Below are 16,083 nucleotides of genomic sequence, written 5' to 3' on the forward strand. Positions count from 1 at the left end.
TTTTTTCTCATATTTCAAGAACTTACCCTTAAATTTATTGTGAAGCCAATCCGAAAGTCCCAAAAGCTCGATAACGTCTGTTATGACATACGTGGGCCGGTGCTCGAGCTTGCTCAGCGCATGGAGGAAGAAGGCCACAAAATCATCAAGTTAAACATCGGAAACGTGGGGGTTTTCGGTTTTGATCCGCCTGAAGAGATTCAGTTGGATATGATTCGCAATTTAAGCAATGCCTCAGCCTATTCTGATTCCAAAGGAATTTTTGCCGCTCGCAAAGCCATCATGCAGTATTGCCAAGAAAAAGGCATTCAAGGCGTGACCTTGGATGATGTCTATACCGGCAATGGTGTTTCTGAGCTCATTGTTCTCTCAATGAACGCTCTCTTAAATGATGGTGATGAAGTTTTAGTTCCAACACCAGACTACCCTTTATGGACAGCCGCAGTTAGTTTATCTAGCGGTACACCTGTTCACTATCTTTGTGATGAATCCAAAGAGTGGGCGCCAGACTTAAATGATCTCCGTAAAAAAATTACACCGCGTACTAAAGCGATTGTCGTGATTAACCCAAACAATCCGACCGGCGCAATCTACTCAAAAGAAGTCTTGTTGGAGATGATTCAGATTGCGCGCGAGCATGGTTTGATTTTGTTTGCTGACGAGATTTACGACAAGATGTTGTATGACGGTGAAAAGCATCTCTCATTAGCTTCTTTATCGACTGATGTGGTTACCATCACTTTTAACGGTTTATCTAAGAATTACCGTTCCTGCGGCTACCGCGCTGGCTGGATGGTGGTTTCAGGCGATAAAGAAATGGTCCGCGACTATATCGAAGGCCTCAATATGTTGGCCTCAATGCGCTTATGTGCAAACGTGCCAGGTCAGTATGCGATTCAAACAGCATTGGGTGGATACCAAAGTATCAATGATTTAGTGAGTGAGGGCGGTCGTCTTGCAAAGCAGCGTGATCTGGCTTGGAAACTCATTACGGATATTCCGGGCGTCACTTGTGTCAAACCAAAATCAGCTTTGTATTTATTTCCAAGGCTAGATCCCGAGATCTATCCTATTGAAGATGATCAACAGTTTGTTGCCGATCTCTTGAAGGAAGAAAAAGTATTGTTAGTGCAGGGCTCTGGTTTTAACTGGGGCAAGCCTGATCACTTCCGTGTAGTGTTCTTGCCTCACGAAGATGTGCTTAAGGAAGCTATCAGCCGCCTTGCCCGTTTTCTGGAGCGTTATCGTAATAAACACAGCCGCAAGGCTTCTTCAGCAGCAGCAAAGGCATCATGAAACCGATTCAAGTAGGTCTATTAGGTATTGGCACCGTTGGTGGTGGCGTATTCACTGTTCTCGAGCGAAATCAAGATGAGATTACCCGTCGTGCTGGGCGAGGCATTCGCATTAATACAGTTGCTGATTTAAATGTAGAGCGCGCTAAAGAGTTGGTTAAAGATCGCGCACAAGTAGTCAATGATGCTCGCGCAGTGATCAATAACCCAGAGATCGATATCGTTGTTGAGTTGATTGGAGGTTATGGCATTGCTAAAGAATTAGTCCTTGAAGCTATTGCTGCTGGCAAGCACGTGGTCACAGCAAATAAGGCGTTGATCGCCGTTCATGGCAATGAGATATTTAAAGCAGCACATGCTAAAGGCGTGATGGTTGCGTTTGAGGCCGCTGTTGCGGGTGGCATTCCAATCATTAAAGCCTTGCGTGAAGGTTTAACTGCAAACCGCATTGAATGGATTGCCGGCATTATTAACGGTACAACCAATTTCATCTTGTCAGAGATGCGCGATAAAGGTTTGGATTTCGGAACTGTGCTTAAAGAAGCACAACGTTTGGGTTATGCGGAAGCAGATCCAACTTTTGATATCGAAGGTGTTGATGCTGCACATAAAGCCACCATCATGAGTGCGATTGCATTTGGTATTCCAATGCAGTTTGAAAAAGCACATATTGAAGGTATTACTAAATTAGATGCGATTGATATTAAATATGCCGAGCAATTGGGTTATCGCATTAAGCTGCTTGGTATCGCAAAGAAAACTTCATCAGGCGTTGAATTGCGCGTGCACCCAACCTTAATTCCTTCCAAGCGTTTGATTGCTAACGTTGAAGGTGCCATGAATGCGGTTCAAGTATTTGGTGATGCTGTAGGTACTACTTTGTATTACGGCAAAGGTGCTGGCTCTGAGCCAACCGCTTCAGCAGTGATTGCTGACTTGGTGGATATCACTCGCTTACTAAGTGCTGATGCTGAGCATCGCGTACCTTACTTGGCCTTCCAGCCTGATGCTGTGCATGACACACCAGTATTACCAATTGGTGAGATCACTACCAGCTATTACTTGCGTTTGCGCGTAGCTGATCAGGCCGGTGTATTGGCTGACATCACGAGGATTTTGGCATCCCATAGTGTTTCTATTGATGCGCTCTTGCAAAAAGAAGCTGATGAAGGTGAAAGTCAAACCGATTTAGTCGCCTTAACTCATGAGACTAAAGAAAAGAACATGCTTGCCGCAATCAAAGAGATTCAGGCTCTCAAAACCGTTGCTGGCGAAGTCGTGAAAATCCGTTTAGAAAATCTGTCTTAAGTAAAAATTAGCAAAATACATGCGTTACCAATCTACTCGTGGCAATAGTCCGCAACAATCCTTCTTAGAAATTTTGCTAGGCGGATTGGCGCCTGATGGTGGTTTATATTTGCCTACTCAGTACCCAAAAGTCACTGCGGCACAATTAGATTCTTGGCGTGGCTTGTCATATGCTGATCTTGCTTATGAAGTATTAAGTCTGTATTGCGACGATATTCCTGAGGCAGATTTGCGTGCACTCTTGCGCAAAACCTATACAGAGCAGGTTTACTGCAATGGTCGTGCACAAGATAATGCTAAAGACATCACGCCTTTACATTGGTTGGGTGAGGAACATGGAGCGCGAATTGGTCTCTTGAGCCTTTCAAATGGACCAACGTTAGCCTTCAAAGATATGGCTATGCAATTGCTTGGCAATCTTTTTGAGTATGCTTTAAAGAAAAAAGGTCAGCATCTCAATATTTTGGGCGCCACATCTGGCGATACTGGTAGCGCTGCTGAATACGCTATGCGCGGCAAAGAAGGTGTGAAGGTGTTTATGCTTTCGCCACGCGGCAAGATGAGCGCTTTCCAGTCAGCGCAAATGTATTCATTACAAGATCCCAATATTTTTAACTTAGCAGTAGCTGGTGTCTTCGATGACTGCCAAGATATTGTTAAAGCAGTAAGCAATGATCACGCCTTCAAAGCGAAGAGCCAAATTGGCACAGTGAACTCGATTAACTGGGGTCGTGTAGTTGCTCAAGTGGTGTATTACTTCCAAGGTTATCTATTAGCCACTAAATCTAGTTCCGAAAGAGTCTCATTTACCGTACCTTCTGGTAACTTTGGCAACATCTGCGCAGGTCACGTTGCCCGTATGATGGGTCTTCCTATCGAGCATTTGATTGCTGCTACAAACGAGAATGATGTGCTTGATGAGTTTTTCCGCACTGGCGTCTATCGTGCGCGTAAGTCTGCTGAGACACTACATACGTCCAGTCCATCTATGGATATTTCTAAAGCAAGTAACTTTGAGCGTTTTGTATTTGACTTTATGGGCAAAGATGGCAAAGCTACTGCAGCCATGTTCAAGCAGGTTGATGAAGTTGGTGGTTTTGATATCTCAAAAGACACAGTCTTTAAAGAGCTTGGCAAATATGGCTTTCAGTCTGGTCGCAGCACGCATGAGAATCGCCTAGAAACTATTCGCGACATTGATAAACGCTACGGCGTCATGATTGATACGCATACTGCTGATGGCATTAAGGTAGCTCGTGATCATCTACAGGCCGGCATTCCAATGATCGTGCTCGAGACAGCGCTCCCAATTAAGTTTGAAGAAACTATCGAAGTTGCTTTAGGTCGTCCTGCGGAATGTCCGCCAGCTTTCAAAGACATTAAGTCCAAGCCGCAGCGCGTAGAGAATATCGATGCAGATGTAAATCAAGTAAAAGATTTCATCACAACGCATCTCAATTAATACTAATCAAGCAATACAAACCGCTATGACAAAGCCACCGATGTTGACTGCGCAGCAGGCTTTAGATCATTTGCTTTCTCATGCTCAAGTGGTTTCTGAGAGTGAGAAGGTTGCTATGCAAGCCGCCTTAGGTCGCGTGCTCTCTGAAAACGTGAGTAGCTTAGTTGACGTGCCGCCATTGGATAACACCTCGATGGATGGTTATGCCGTGCGCACTGCGGATACTCAAACTGCTGGAAGCATTCTTAAGATTGCTCAACGTATTCCAGCTGGATCCATGGGTGTGCAATTGGAGCCTGGTACTGTTGCCAGAATTTTTACTGGCGCTCCCGTTCCTCCTGGTGCTGATGCAGTGGTGATGCAAGAGGATTGCTTGACAGAGGGTCAAGCTGATCAAGTTACTATAAACATTGCTCCTATAGAAGGTCAGTGGATTCGTCGCAGAGGCGAGGATTTAACTGCTGGCAAAACTTGTTTGACCGCTGGTACATTCTTGCGCCCCCAAGAGTTGGGTGTTGCCGCTTCTGCCGGATTGACCCATTTAAATGTTAAGCGTCGGGTAAGGGTGGCAGCATTTTTTACTGGCGATGAGTTGGCACTTCCAGGTGAACCCTTAAAACCTGGAGGCATATATAACTCCAATCGCGATACTTTATTGGCCTGTCTCAAGTCTTTAGGTTGTGACGCAACTGATTTAGGTATTGTTCCAGATCGCTTAGACGCAACCCGTACAGCATTACGTAAAGCTAGTAAAGATCATGATTTGATCATCACTTCCGGTGGTGTTTCAGTTGGTGAAGAGGATCATATTAAGCCGGCAGTTACTGCTGAGGGTAGATTGGATCTATGGCAGATTGCCATTAAGCCTGGTAAGCCGCTGGCCTTTGGTGCGGTTCGCAAATCAGATGAACCCAAAGATGGCGAGGCTTGGTTTATTGGTTTGCCCGGCAATCCTGTATCCAGTTTTGTAACCTTCCTATTATTCGTGCGTCCTTTTATTTTGAAGCTGCAAGGGCGTGAAGCCAAGCTTCCGCAATCCTATTTCATACGCGCTGATTTTGATTGGTTAAAAGCCGATCGCCGCAATGAGTTTTTACGTGTCAAGATGAATCATCGGGGCGGCTTAGATTTATTCCCTAATCAAAGCTCTGGTGTCCTCACAAGCGTCTCTTGGGGTGATGGTTTAGTAGATTGCCCACCAAACCAGCCAATTAAAACTGGCGATCTAGTGAAGTACATCCCTTTTGATGCACTTCTTAAATAATCGGTTTACGATTACTCATGAAACTCGAATTACGATTCTTTGCCTCCTTGCGTGAGGCCCTCGGTGTCTCGCAAGAGACCATCACCATTCCTGCATCAGTCAAAACCATTGCCGATCTTAGGTCGTATCTTATCGAGCGTGGTAACCCTTGGGCTGAGGTCTTGGCTGAAGGCAGGGTATTGCGCTGCGCATTGCAGCAGCATATGGTTGATGCAAGCACTCCATTGCAAGATGGTGCTGAAGTGGCTTTCTTTCCTCCGGTAACTGGGGGCTAAAGTGGCGATCAAAATTCAAGAAGGTGATTTTGATATTAGTGCAGAAATAGCGCTATTGCGCAAAGGTGATCCACGTGTTGGCGCGGTGGTTACTTTCTTGGGTACCGTGCGAGATATGAATGATGGTAGCCAGGTAAAAGGCATGACGCTTGAGCACTACCCTGGAATGACTGAGAAGGCACTCCAAGAAATCCTGAATCAAGCTAAGTCCCACTGGGATCTTTATCAAACTCTAGTAATTCATCGTGTTGGGCCTTTGTTGCCCGAAGATCAAATTGTGCTGGTAGCGGTCACTAGTGCACATAGAGGTGAAGCTTTTGCTGCTTGCGAGTTTATTATGGATTACCTTAAAACAGCAGCACCATTCTGGAAAAAAGAAGACACCCCTGATGGTGCTCGCTGGGTTGATGCCCGTGTAACCGATGAAGCCGCAATGGCTCGTTGGAAGTCGGACTAATTTCTTTTTCTTTGCCGGATTGGTTCCTTATTTAAGGTTTTTATTGGTGCATCAAGGTGCATCAAAATAGGTTTTTCTGCACCATCCAAGGGAATTCCTTAGTAATTACCCGCAAATTTAGATCAAAATGCAGGTACAAAAGTATTTAGAAATTTTGATTAAACAATAAACGGGAGATTCATATGACTTCAGCAGTAATAGGTGCAGAAAGCACCAGTAAGAACCCCCTTAAGTCGAAGTGGGTGCAATTGGCTTTAGGCGTGATTTGTATGATGTCCATTTCTAGCCCGCAATATGTCTGGGCTTTATTTACCAAGCCGATCATGGGTCAGCTCGGCGTTACTTTGACGGAATTACAAATAACATTTTCGATTTTGATTGTGTTGCAGACTTTTTTCTCGCCATTCCAAGGTTATTTAGTAGATAAGTTTGGCCCTCGCCTTTTGTTATCTATTGGCACTATTCTGACGGGCGCAAGCTGGGTTCTTTCAGCTAACCTCACCACCGTATCTCATCTTTACCTCACCTACGGTGTCTTAGGTGGTCTGGGTACCGGTATTGTTTATATCGGCGTTGTTGGTTTGATGGTTCGTTGGTTTCCAAATAATCGTGGCTTTGCAGTAGGTATGGTTGCTGCTGGTTACGGCATCGGCGCATTACTCACTACTTTCCCAATCTCGACTAGTTTGACTGAGACGGGCATTCAGGGTACTTTGACATTCTTTGGCTACATTATTGGCGCTGTTGGACTATTGGCTGCGCAAGGCATTCGGGTTCCTCACGCTGATCGCGCGCAAACAGCAGACCAAATAGAAGCTGCTGCATCTGGAGTTGCACCAAAGGTTATGTTGAAGACACCAGTTTTTTGGCTGATGTTTTTGATGATGTCCATGATGTCTACATCGGGATTGATGGTGATCTCACAAATGGGCGCATTTGCAAAAGACTTTGGTATTACATCGGCCATGGTTTTTGGTATGGCTGCCTTACCTTTAGCCTTAACAATTGATCGCGTTACTAATGGTTTAACTCGACCAATATTCGGCTGGGTATCCGACCGCATTGGACGTGAATATACGATGACCATTGCTTTTGGTTTGGAAGCTGTTGCCATGTTTGCTTGGGTGATGACACGCTCTGATCCAGTGATGTTCGTTTTGCTCTCAGGCATTGTGTTCTTTGGTTGGGGTGAGATTTTCTCCTTGTTCCCATCTACTTTGACTGATACCTTTGGTCAAAAGCATGCCACTACAAACTACGGTTTCTTGTACATGGCTCAGGGCGTTGGTTCCATTATCGGTGCTCCAGTTGCAGCCTATATTCATGGTGTAACGGATAGCTGGCTTCCTGTATTTGCCATCATGATCGTATTGGATGCTACTGCAGCTATCCTAGCGTTCTTTGTACTGCGCCCAATGCGTGCTAAGTATATGAAAACACTTACTGCATAAGTTTTAACTAAGATGTAATTTAAAAATCTAGGATGGAAAAAAGGCTACCGATTGGTAGCCTTTTTAATATCGCAAGATAATGTTCCATGTTAGAACGAGCTTACTGCTCCATCGCTTCTTGGGTCCCATCCGCCTTGGAGTGTGCCCGATGGATCGCGAATGATACAGCCCGCATGACCAACAGTTTCATCAAAGGCGTCTAGCATTTCAATCTCATGTCCTAAAGCGTGAAGCTCTTTAGCTACCCATGGACTAAAGCGTGACTCTAATTTAAGGCTGTCACTGGTTTGCCCCCAGGTTCGACCAAGTAGCCATCGTGGACGACTGATAGCATCCTGGGGATCAAGGCCATAAGTTGCCGTACGAGTAAATACTGCGCACTGGGTTTGGGGTTGGCCATCTCCACCCATCGTTCCATAGACCATTGAGCGACCATCTTTAAATAAGGCCATCGCTGGGTTAAGAGTATGAAAAGGCTTGCGATACGGCTCAAGGTGATTGAGTGTATTTGGATCGAGAGAAAAGCTGCAACCGCGGTTTTGCCAGTTGACACCTGAGGTAGGAAGCACAATGCCTGCGCCAAACTCATGATAGATACTTTGAATGAAAGAAACGCAATTGCCGTTGCCATCAATCACACCCATCCAAATAGTATCTGCAGGACCTTTGCCCTGGCCCCAAGGGAGCGCTTTTTCTGGATCAATATTCTTGGCTAGCTTTTTCAGGAATGCGGGTGATAAGAAAGATTGCGCATTCTTAGTCATATAGGCAGGATCGGTTACAAATTGATCGCGTACTTTAAATGCTTGTTTGGTAGCCTCAACACAATGATGAATATACTCGGCGCTATCAACCTTAAAGCGTTTTAAGTTTAATTGGTCCAAGATGCCAATAATCATCAATGAGACAACACCTTGTGTAGGTGGTGTCATGTTGTAGACATTACCCATGCTATGTTTGAGCTCAAGAGGGTCTATGAGTTTTGCCTTATGACGGTGTAGATCGTCTAATCTCAGTGGGCTTCCTAACTCAGCGAGTTCTTTAGCTAATGATTCAGCTAGCTCACCGCGGTAATAGTCATCAGTTCCTTTTTTGCCAATCTGACGTAAGGTTTTAGCAAGACGTTCTTGCTTAAAGATGCTGCCAACAGTGGGTGCTTTGCCATTTACTAAAAAAGTCTCTGCAAAGCCTGGTATGGGACTCAGTTCTTGACGCTTCTTTTCTGTGAGGCTTGATTGGCTGAAAGTAACTGGTGTGCCAGCTTCTGCATAGTGAATCGCATCAGCTAACAGGCGTGAAAGGGGTAGTTTGCCGCCTAACCCTTGTTTGGAGAGTTGGTGCGCTGCGCCCCAGCCAGAGATGGTTCCAGCAACGGTATTTGCTGCTACTGCACCACGAAATGGAATGGCCTTAGTGATGCCACGTTCCGCGTACCATTGCTTTGTCGCCAAACCAGCGGCTGCGCCACAGGCATCAATTCCACCCATTGCTTTACCAGGAGAATGAACCACCCAGAAAGAGTCGCCGCCTATGGAGTTCATATGAGGGTAGACCACTGCAATAGTTGCAGCAGCGGCAACCATTGCTTCTAGGGCATTACCACCTTCTCGTAAAATAGCTAAAGCAGATTCTGATGCTAGAGAATGTGGCGCTACCGCCATTCCTCTGGTTCCCCATTTTGGTTGCATGATTGTTATCCAGTTAAATGATTGGTTTTGTTATGGCTATATTGTATTGCTGGCTCATCGATTGCTCTGACTAACTATGCCCAGTTTTGGTGGTGATCTCAGTTTCAAAAAAGGCTAGCTTTTCAGACCTCGGTAAACGCTTTAAGCGGAGCTCTGCTTTAGAGGCTTCAGAACGGTCTGGGTGCTTTTGTGTTGCCAAGAGGACAACTGGTCCGCGCGATCTTGTATAACGAGCACCTTGCCCTGAGTTATGCGCCTCTAAGCGATGCTCTAAGCGGTTGGTAATGCCAGCATAGTAGGTGCCATCTGAGCATTCAAGGAGGTAAACAAGCCAGGTCAAAATAGGGAAAATTAGGGTTAAAAGTGGGGTAGGTGCTTGAAATTATTCATATTGCCCTTATATTCTATAAATAGATATAAGTGGAGTTAATGGGGTAGAAAATGAGAATAGATAAGTTAACAACCAAATTTCAAGAGGCCTTAAGTGAGGCCCAAAGTATCGCTTTAGCTAAAGATAACCAATACATTGAGCCTGCCCACGTATTGCTGGCTATGTTGCGTGATTCCGATGGTGGTGCCAAGAGCTTATTAACTAGGGCAGGAGTCAATGTCCCTGGCCTTGAAAAAGGCCTAGAGAAAATCATTGGCAATCTCCCTGAAGTGCAGGGCACCAGCGGAGAAGTACAGGTAGGCCGTGATTTAAGTAACTGGCTCAACCTATGTGAAAAAGAAGCCAATAAACGTGATGATCAATTTATTGCAGGCGAATTGTTCTTGCTGGTAGTGGCTGATGACAAAGGCGAGCTCGGTAAAGTGGCTCGTGAGAATGGATTAAATCGTAAATCGTTAGAAGCGGCTATTGATTTAGTGCGCGGAGGAGAATCAGTGAATAGTGCGGATGCTGAAGGCCAACGTGAAGCCTTAAAGAAATACACAGTGGATTTAACTGAGCGCGCTCGTATGGGCAAGCTCGATCCAGTTATTGGGCGTGATGATGAGATTCGTCGCACCATTCAAATTTTGCAACGTCGCGGTAAGAACAACCCTGTGCTCATCGGTGAACCTGGTGTGGGCAAGACCGCGATCGTTGAGGGCTTAGCGCAGCGCATCGTTAATGGTGAAGTACCTGAAACCCTCAAGAACAAGCGCGTCCTTGTCTTGGATATGGCCTTGCTACTAGCTGGTGCCAAGTACCGCGGTGAGTTTGAAGAGCGCTTGAAGGCAGTTCTAAGTGATGTCGCTAAAGATGAAGGTCAGACCATTATCTTTATTGATGAGATTCATACGATGGTAGGCGCTGGTAAAGGTGATGGCGCCATGGATGCCGGCAATATGCTCAAGCCCGCCTTGGCCCGTGGCGAATTGCATTGCATCGGTGCAACGACTTTGGATGAGTACCGCAAGTACATCGAAAAAGATCCTGCCTTGGAGCGTCGTTTTCAAAAAGTGATGGTGGAAGAGCCTACCGTTGAGGCAACTATTGCCATCTTGCGTGGTCTTAAAGAGCGGTATGAACTGCATCATGGTATCGAAATTACTGATCCAGCGATTGTTGCGGCTGCTGAGTTATCGCATCGTTACATTACGGATCGTTTCCTACCAGATAAGGCGATTGACCTGATTGATGAAGCGGGTTCGCGTATTCGAATGGAGATCGACTCTAAGCCTGAAGTGATGGATAGACTGGAGCGTCGGTTGATTCAATTAAAGATTGAGCGTGAAGCGGTTAAGAAGGAAAAAGATGATGCTTCGCAAAAACGTCTAGGCCTGATTGAAGACGAAATTAAGCGTCTTGGTGCTGAGTATGCTGATTTAGAGGAGGTTTGGAAGGCTGAGAAAGGGGCTGTATTGGGCGCAGCTCAGCTGAAAGAGGAAATTGAAAAAGTAAGAGTAGATATTGCTAAGTTACAACGCGATGGCAAATTAGAGCAGGTTGCTCAGTTGCAATATGGCAAGTTACCTGAGCTCGAGGCTAAGTTAAAGTCTGCTGCTGCAGTGGAAGCTCAGGGCGATAAAGATGGCCTTGTGAAAAACAAATTGCTACGCACCCAAGTTGGCGCAGAAGAAATTGCCGAAGTAGTTTCTCGTGCGACGGGTATTCCGGTATCCAAGATGATGCAGGGCGAACGCGATAAATTGCTCAAGATGGAAGAGTTATTGCATAAGCGCGTGGTTGGTCAAGAAGAGGCGATTCGTGCAGTATCTGATGCAATTCGTCGCTCCCGCGCTGGTTTGGCAGAAGAGAATCGTCCTTACGGCTCATTCTTATTCCTTGGGCCAACTGGTGTTGGTAAGACTGAACTCTGCAAAGCATTGGCTGGCTTCTTGTTTGATAGTGAAGATCATTTGATTCGTATTGATATGAGTGAATTCATGGAGAAGCACAGCGTTGCCCGTTTAATCGGCGCGCCTCCTGGTTATGTAGGTTATGAAGAGGGCGGTTATTTAACTGAGCAAGTTCGTCGCCATCCTTATAGCGTGATCTTGTTCGATGAGATTGAGAAAGCGCATCCAGATGTATTTAACGTACTCTTACAAGTGCTTGATGATGGCCGCTTAACCGATGGTCAAGGCCGTACTGTGGACTTTAAAAACACCGTCATTGTGATGACCAGCAATATTGGTTCGCATTTGATTCAGTCAATGACCGATAAGAAGCAGGCAGAAATTAAAGAAGCGGTATTTGAAGAGCTGAAGAACCACTTCCGTCCTGAGTTCTTGAACCGTATTGATGAAATCGTTGTATTCCATGGCTTGGACAAAGGCAACATTGCCAATATTGCAAAGATCCTGCTTAAAAACTTGTCAGATCGTTTGACTAAGGTCGATATGCAGCTTGAGGTCAGTGACGCTGCTCTGAATAAGATTGCTGAGGTGGGCTTTGATCCAGTTTTTGGAGCAAGACCGCTTAAGCGGGCGATTCAGCAGCATATTGAAAACCCAGTCTCCAAGATGATTCTGGAGGGCAAGTTTGGACCTATGGATGTAGTGCCTGTCGATGTCGATAAGGCAGGTGACTTTAGTTTTACCCGACAGGTTCACTAAGTAGCAAAAAGGTATTTCAGCAGGAATTTTCCTGCGCCAGTAAACTCAGGACATGACTGTTACGCTTAGTAGGCGTGCCAGTGATGTTCGGGTTATTGGTCTCATTAGCCTAGCTCACGGCGGCTCTCATTTCTTTCATTTAGTGCTTCCTCCCATGTTCCCATGGTTGAAGGGCGCTTTTGCATTGAGTTATGCCGAACTCGGCTTGCTCATGTCAGTCTTCTTTGTTGTGTCTTGTATTGCTCAGGCAGCATCTGGTTTTTTAGTGGACCGTATTGGGGCTAGACCAGTTCTCTTCGGTGGTGTTGGTTTGCTTGTACTTGCAGCACTGGTGTATTCACAAAGCAATGGTTACGCCATGCTGTTACTGGGCGCAGTCATTGCTGGTTGCGGTAATGGTATTTTTCATCCTGTTGATTACACGCTTATCAATCACAAGGTGTCGTCACCCAATCTTCCATACGCCTATTCGATGCATGGTGTCACCGGATATTTAGGTTGGGCAGCTGCGCCAGCCTTCATGGTGGCAATTGCTCAATTTGCTGATTGGCGTATTGCATTCTTATCTGCAGCTCTATTAGAAGCTTGTGTCTTGGTGTTACTTTGGATCAATAGAAAATACCTCTTAGATAATGTCAAAGAGCGTCATGAGAATACGCATGTAAGTACTCAGGCGGCCAATCCTGGCATTGCTCAGGAGAGTCCATTTGCATTCTTGCGGTTGCCAGCAGTTTGGTTATGTTGGGTCTTCTTTTTCTTTAGTATGGCGTCTACATCTAGTCTGCAATCTTTTGCGCCAAGCGCACTCTTTAGTATTTATGAGGTTCCTTTAAATATAGGCAGTTACTACATCACGCTTTTGGCATTAGGGAGTGCTGGAGGGGTTTTATTTGGGGGCTACTTGGCGGCAAAGTTGCAGGCACCAGAAAGAATTGTCTCCACATGCCTCTCAATTACGGTAGTGATGTGCTTGCTGTTATCTACAGGATTTATTTCAATTGATCTCATTCCCATCATTTTCTTTGCTCTGGGATTCGGGTATGGGGTGGTGGCGCCTTCGCGAGATCTATTGGTGAAAAAGGCAACCCCACAAGGCGTAGCTGGACGTGTTTACGGAATTGTCTATTCGGGGATTGATTTAGGCGCGGCAGTTGGCCCATTTATTTTTGGCTTCTTTATGGATGCTGGTTTACCTAAAGCCTTGTTCCTTGGAATCGTCGTATTCCAGCTCATGATTATTCCAACCGTTTTTCAGGTGAAATCAAAAGGTCGGCAAGCAGCCTAAAGTAATGCGGCTTTAATCTTTTTCGCAAATTCAACCGCATGCGGATTATCGCCATGAATGCACAGGGTATCGGCCTGGATTTTGATCTCACTACCATCAATTGCAGTCACTTTCCCATTCATTGACATACCAATCGCTTGATTGAGTGCTTCCGATTCATCCTCAATAACAGCGCCTGCCTGACTTCGCGGAACCAGAAAACCTTCTTTAGTGTATTTGCGATCTGCGAATACCTCTTGCCATACCAGTACATTCAATTCTTTTGCAGCATCAATCATGCAGCTTCCTGCTAAACCATACAAAATGACTTCAGGACCTAAATCTTTTACTGCCCGCACTATTCCTCTAGCAAGCTTCATGTCCTTGGCTGCTTGGTTATATAGGGCACCATGAGGTTTGACATGATGTAATGCATTTCCGGCAGCCTTAACAAAAGCTTTTAAGGCGCCAGCCTGGTAGAGGACATAGTTATATGCATCTTCCTCAGATATAGCCATCTCTCGCCTTCCAAATCCCTCTAGATCTGGAAGCCCAGGGTGCGCTCCAATAAGCACGCTCTTTTGGGTTGCCATTTCAACCAACTTCTTCATGCGAGATGGATCACCGGCATGCCATCCACAGGCGATGTTGGTAGATGTAATGTAGTTAAGTAATAGAGCATCGTCTCCCATTTCCCAGGCACCAAAGCCTTCGCCCATATCGCTATTAATATCCATTATGTATTTCCACTAGTTTGAATAATTGTTTGAATCGAGTTAATGGTTGATTGTTGTAACTTTAACGCTTCCGTATTCAAAAGATCTGCCTCCTGAATATCGACAGGAATAAATTGTATTTTTTCACCCGGCCTAACTTGTGCTAGCTTCACCATATCAGAGCGAATAATTTCAGCTAAGCGTGGATACCCACCGGTGGTTTGGTGCTCTGCAAGCATCACAATAGGTTCATGTGATGGGGGGAGCTGTACGGTTCCAAACGTAATTGCTTGTGATGGGATGTTGGGCAAATCCTTTTTTACATTGAACTCACCTTGAAGGCGCAGACCCATACGATTGCTTTGATTGCTCACAGTCCAAATGGTGGACCAAAATAGTTCTCCTTCTTTGATCGAGAGGGAGGATAAATGCGGACCTGCTAAACAGTGGACTTGAGTAATTGCTTTTAAAGGCACAAAAGGGGAGCTCACATGCCATTTTGTATAGCATGGCAATTGATCGTCTTTGAATAAGGACTTCAAGAAGATGGATTTGAGTGGCGCATGAGGATTCTTGAGCGATAAGACTTGACCCTTTTCTATACGCTTTGGTCCGATATCTGCGCTAATGTGTGATCCTGAGCGACCCAAAATCTCTGGTAGCTGTAACCCACCACCGATCGCTAATAGCGCTCGAAATCCTGAATTGAACGGTAAGAATTTAAGCGTACTTCCCTTTTCTAACCAGACGGGTCTATTCCCGGGGATGCGTTGACCATTCACAATGCCATCGCAATCGGCCCCAACCCAGGCGATACAAGTTGCTTGATGAAATAGAAGGGTTGGACCGCTAGATGTCATTTCTATAGCAGCCATTCCTATTGAATTGCCCACTAAAGCATTGGCAAGATGTAATGAGGATAAATCACAAGCACCTCCAGGGCCCACTGCCCAATGTGAAAATCCTAATCTTGGTTCATCTTGAATGCTCGTAAAAGTTCCCGACTGTAATACTTCAATAGCTCCTTGGGCATTATTTTTATCTAATGCGCGGATAATTTCTTGATGTTTATTTTTCTGATCTAATTTTTGAAACTCATCTAATGTAATTTCTTCAATTTGCATTTGGTCGCCCGCTATAAATAATCCTGGCGGATCATTTTGAATGTCAAACATTTGATTAGGAGATCTGCCAATCAGATTCCATCCCCCAGGTGTAGTTCGTGGATAAATTGCGGTTTGTAGCTCTGCAATTGCCACACTGCCTTTGGGTACTGCTGGCCGCGGAGAGGGTAGACGAGGTAAAAGCAATTTGGGGTTAAGGCCGCTAAAGTACGCAAACCCAGGCATAAAGCCTAGAATATCTGCCGTATAGAGGTTGTTCTTGTGAAGGTAGATTATCTCTTCAATGGATAGTTTGCAGGCCTTAGCAATGGCGTGTATATCTAATGCAACATCTGGGTGATAGCAAACTTGAATGCGATGAATCTTAGTCGGATAAGTTGAATACCTCTTTTGCTTTTCTTGTTGCTTGCTGATTTTTTCTAGGTCTGCGAAAGCTTGCTGGCGCGTTAAGCTTGGCTCCTTAATGCCACTCTGCAATTGAATAACCAATGAATCAAGCCCGGGCACGATTTCAGCGGCCCATATGGGTTTGTTGGCTAAGAGTAGTTTGCTAAGTTCGTGAATATCTTTTAAAGCTTGCTTTGATTTTGAGAAATCAATCGATATGCTGTGGTCGCCAATTAGTGTGCAATGCATCATGATGGAGTGTTAAGGGTTTTCTCTAGTTTGCCCTGCAGCAGGAGTAATTAGGTTATAAAGATGGTACTCATTCATTAATTTAAAGCCAAAAAAAT

The 16,083-nt window shown here is 45.2% G+C and carries 13 protein-coding genes; 9 read left to right on the top strand and 4 right to left on the bottom strand.

All coding sequences use genetic code 11. From position 1 onward, the window contains the following. Nucleotides 1-39 precede the first annotated feature (39 nt). The 7 genes from ICN48_RS00400 to oxlT all read left to right on the top strand — a co-directional run bounded on the left by ICN48_RS00400 (nucleotide 40) and on the right by oxlT (nucleotide 7,512). A complete protein-coding gene (locus ICN48_RS00400; protein ID WP_216151792.1) occupies nucleotides 40-1,296 on the top strand; it encodes an aminotransferase class I/II-fold pyridoxal phosphate-dependent enzyme in 1,257 nt (418 codons plus the stop codon). Then, on the top strand, nucleotides 1,293-2,603 hold the full coding sequence (locus ICN48_RS00405) for a homoserine dehydrogenase (RefSeq protein ID WP_216151793.1): 1,311 nt from the start codon (nucleotides 1,293-1,295) through the stop codon (nucleotides 2,601-2,603). The genes ICN48_RS00400 and ICN48_RS00405 overlap by 4 nt, the downstream gene beginning before the upstream one ends. 19 nt (nucleotides 2,604-2,622) lie before the next feature. Further along, the gene (gene thrC, locus ICN48_RS00410; RefSeq protein ID WP_216151794.1) at nucleotides 2,623-4,065 is read left to right on the top strand and encodes a threonine synthase; all 1,443 of its coding nucleotides are present in this window, start codon (nucleotides 2,623-2,625) and stop codon (nucleotides 4,063-4,065) included. A 40-nt stretch (nucleotides 4,066-4,105) separates the two neighbouring features. Then, nucleotides 4,106-5,329 (top strand): gephyrin-like molybdotransferase Glp, encoded by a 1,224-nt coding sequence (gene glp / locus ICN48_RS00415; protein ID WP_216152055.1) that lies wholly within the window; start codon nucleotides 4,106-4,108, stop codon nucleotides 5,327-5,329. A 17-nt stretch (nucleotides 5,330-5,346) separates the two neighbouring features. After that, nucleotides 5,347-5,604: a molybdopterin converting factor subunit 1 gene (gene moaD / locus ICN48_RS00420; RefSeq protein WP_216151795.1), complete on the top strand. Its 258-nt coding sequence runs from the start codon at nucleotides 5,347-5,349 to the stop codon at nucleotides 5,602-5,604. Between the two features lies 1 nt (nucleotide 5,605). Then, nucleotides 5,606-6,061 carry a molybdopterin synthase catalytic subunit MoaE gene (moaE, locus tag ICN48_RS00425; protein ID WP_216151796.1) on the top strand — a complete coding sequence of 152 codons (456 nt, stop codon included), beginning with the start codon at nucleotides 5,606-5,608 and terminating at the stop codon, nucleotides 6,059-6,061. Between the two features lie 182 nt (nucleotides 6,062-6,243). Continuing rightward, nucleotides 6,244-7,512 carry an oxalate/formate MFS antiporter gene (oxlT, locus tag ICN48_RS00430; RefSeq protein ID WP_216151797.1) on the top strand — a complete coding sequence of 423 codons (1,269 nt, stop codon included), beginning with the start codon at nucleotides 6,244-6,246 and terminating at the stop codon, nucleotides 7,510-7,512. A gap of 89 nt (nucleotides 7,513-7,601) precedes the next feature. Here oxlT and ggt read toward each other — a convergent pair whose 3' ends face one another. Beyond that, complete coding sequence (ggt, locus tag ICN48_RS00435; protein ID WP_216151798.1) at nucleotides 7,602-9,200, bottom strand: gamma-glutamyltransferase; 1,599 nt, start codon at nucleotides 9,198-9,200, stop codon at nucleotides 7,602-7,604. A 70-nt stretch (nucleotides 9,201-9,270) separates the two neighbouring features. Then, the gene (locus ICN48_RS00440) at nucleotides 9,271-9,540 is read right to left on the bottom strand and encodes a GIY-YIG nuclease family protein (protein ID WP_216122157.1); all 270 of its coding nucleotides are present in this window, start codon (nucleotides 9,538-9,540) and stop codon (nucleotides 9,271-9,273) included. Between the two features lie 101 nt (nucleotides 9,541-9,641). Between ICN48_RS00440 and clpB the strand changes: the two genes are divergently transcribed. Next, the gene (clpB, locus tag ICN48_RS00445; protein ID WP_216151799.1) at nucleotides 9,642-12,245 is read left to right on the top strand and encodes an ATP-dependent chaperone ClpB; all 2,604 of its coding nucleotides are present in this window, start codon (nucleotides 9,642-9,644) and stop codon (nucleotides 12,243-12,245) included. Nucleotides 12,246-12,297: 52 nt separating this feature from the next. Continuing rightward, nucleotides 12,298-13,530 carry an MFS transporter gene (locus tag ICN48_RS00450; protein ID WP_216151800.1) on the top strand — a complete coding sequence of 411 codons (1,233 nt, stop codon included), beginning with the start codon at nucleotides 12,298-12,300 and terminating at the stop codon, nucleotides 13,528-13,530. Here ICN48_RS00450 and ICN48_RS00455 read toward each other — a convergent pair. Together ICN48_RS00455 and ICN48_RS00460 are read right to left on the bottom strand one after the other, a co-directional pair. Beyond that, nucleotides 13,527-14,246, bottom strand: coding sequence for a 5-oxoprolinase subunit PxpA (locus ICN48_RS00455; RefSeq protein WP_216151801.1), 720 nt, complete (start codon nucleotides 14,244-14,246; stop codon nucleotides 13,527-13,529). The genes ICN48_RS00450 and ICN48_RS00455 overlap by 4 nt on opposite strands. Then, nucleotides 14,246-15,988, bottom strand: coding sequence for a 5-oxoprolinase/urea amidolyase family protein (locus tag ICN48_RS00460; protein ID WP_216151802.1), 1,743 nt, complete (start codon nucleotides 15,986-15,988; stop codon nucleotides 14,246-14,248). The genes ICN48_RS00455 and ICN48_RS00460 overlap by 1 nt, the downstream gene beginning before the upstream one ends. Nucleotides 15,989-16,083: the final 95 nt, after the last annotated feature.

The sequence above is a fragment of the Polynucleobacter sp. JS-Safj-400b-B2 genome, assembly GCF_018881975.1.
Classification (GTDB): Bacteria; Pseudomonadota; Gammaproteobacteria; order Burkholderiales; family Burkholderiaceae; genus Polynucleobacter.

Bases quoted from the DNA above. Each gene is read 5' to 3' on its own strand.
- ICN48_RS00405 (WP_216151793.1), top strand. From the start codon at position 1,293: ATGAAACCGATTCAAGTAGGTCTATTAGGTATTGGCACCGTTGGTGGT.
- thrC (WP_216151794.1), top strand. From the start codon at position 2,623: ATGCGTTACCAATCTACTCGTGGCAATAGTCCGCAACAATCCTTCTTA.
- glp (WP_216152055.1), top strand. From the start codon at position 4,106: ATGTTGACTGCGCAGCAGGCTTTAGATCATTTGCTTTCTCATGCTCAA.
- moaD (WP_216151795.1), top strand. From the start codon at position 5,347: ATGAAACTCGAATTACGATTCTTTGCCTCCTTGCGTGAGGCCCTCGGT.
- oxlT (WP_216151797.1), top strand. From the start codon at position 6,244: ATGACTTCAGCAGTAATAGGTGCAGAAAGCACCAGTAAGAACCCCCTT.
- ggt (WP_216151798.1), bottom strand. From the start codon at position 9,200: ATGCAACCAAAATGGGGAACCAGAGGAATGGCGGTAGCGCCACATTCT.
- clpB (WP_216151799.1), top strand. From the start codon at position 9,642: ATGAGAATAGATAAGTTAACAACCAAATTTCAAGAGGCCTTAAGTGAG.
- ICN48_RS00450 (WP_216151800.1), top strand. From the start codon at position 12,298: ATGACTGTTACGCTTAGTAGGCGTGCCAGTGATGTTCGGGTTATTGGT.
- ICN48_RS00455 (WP_216151801.1), bottom strand. From the start codon at position 14,246: ATGGATATTAATAGCGATATGGGCGAAGGCTTTGGTGCCTGGGAAATG.
- ICN48_RS00460 (WP_216151802.1), bottom strand. From the start codon at position 15,988: ATGATGCATTGCACACTAATTGGCGACCACAGCATATCGATTGATTTC.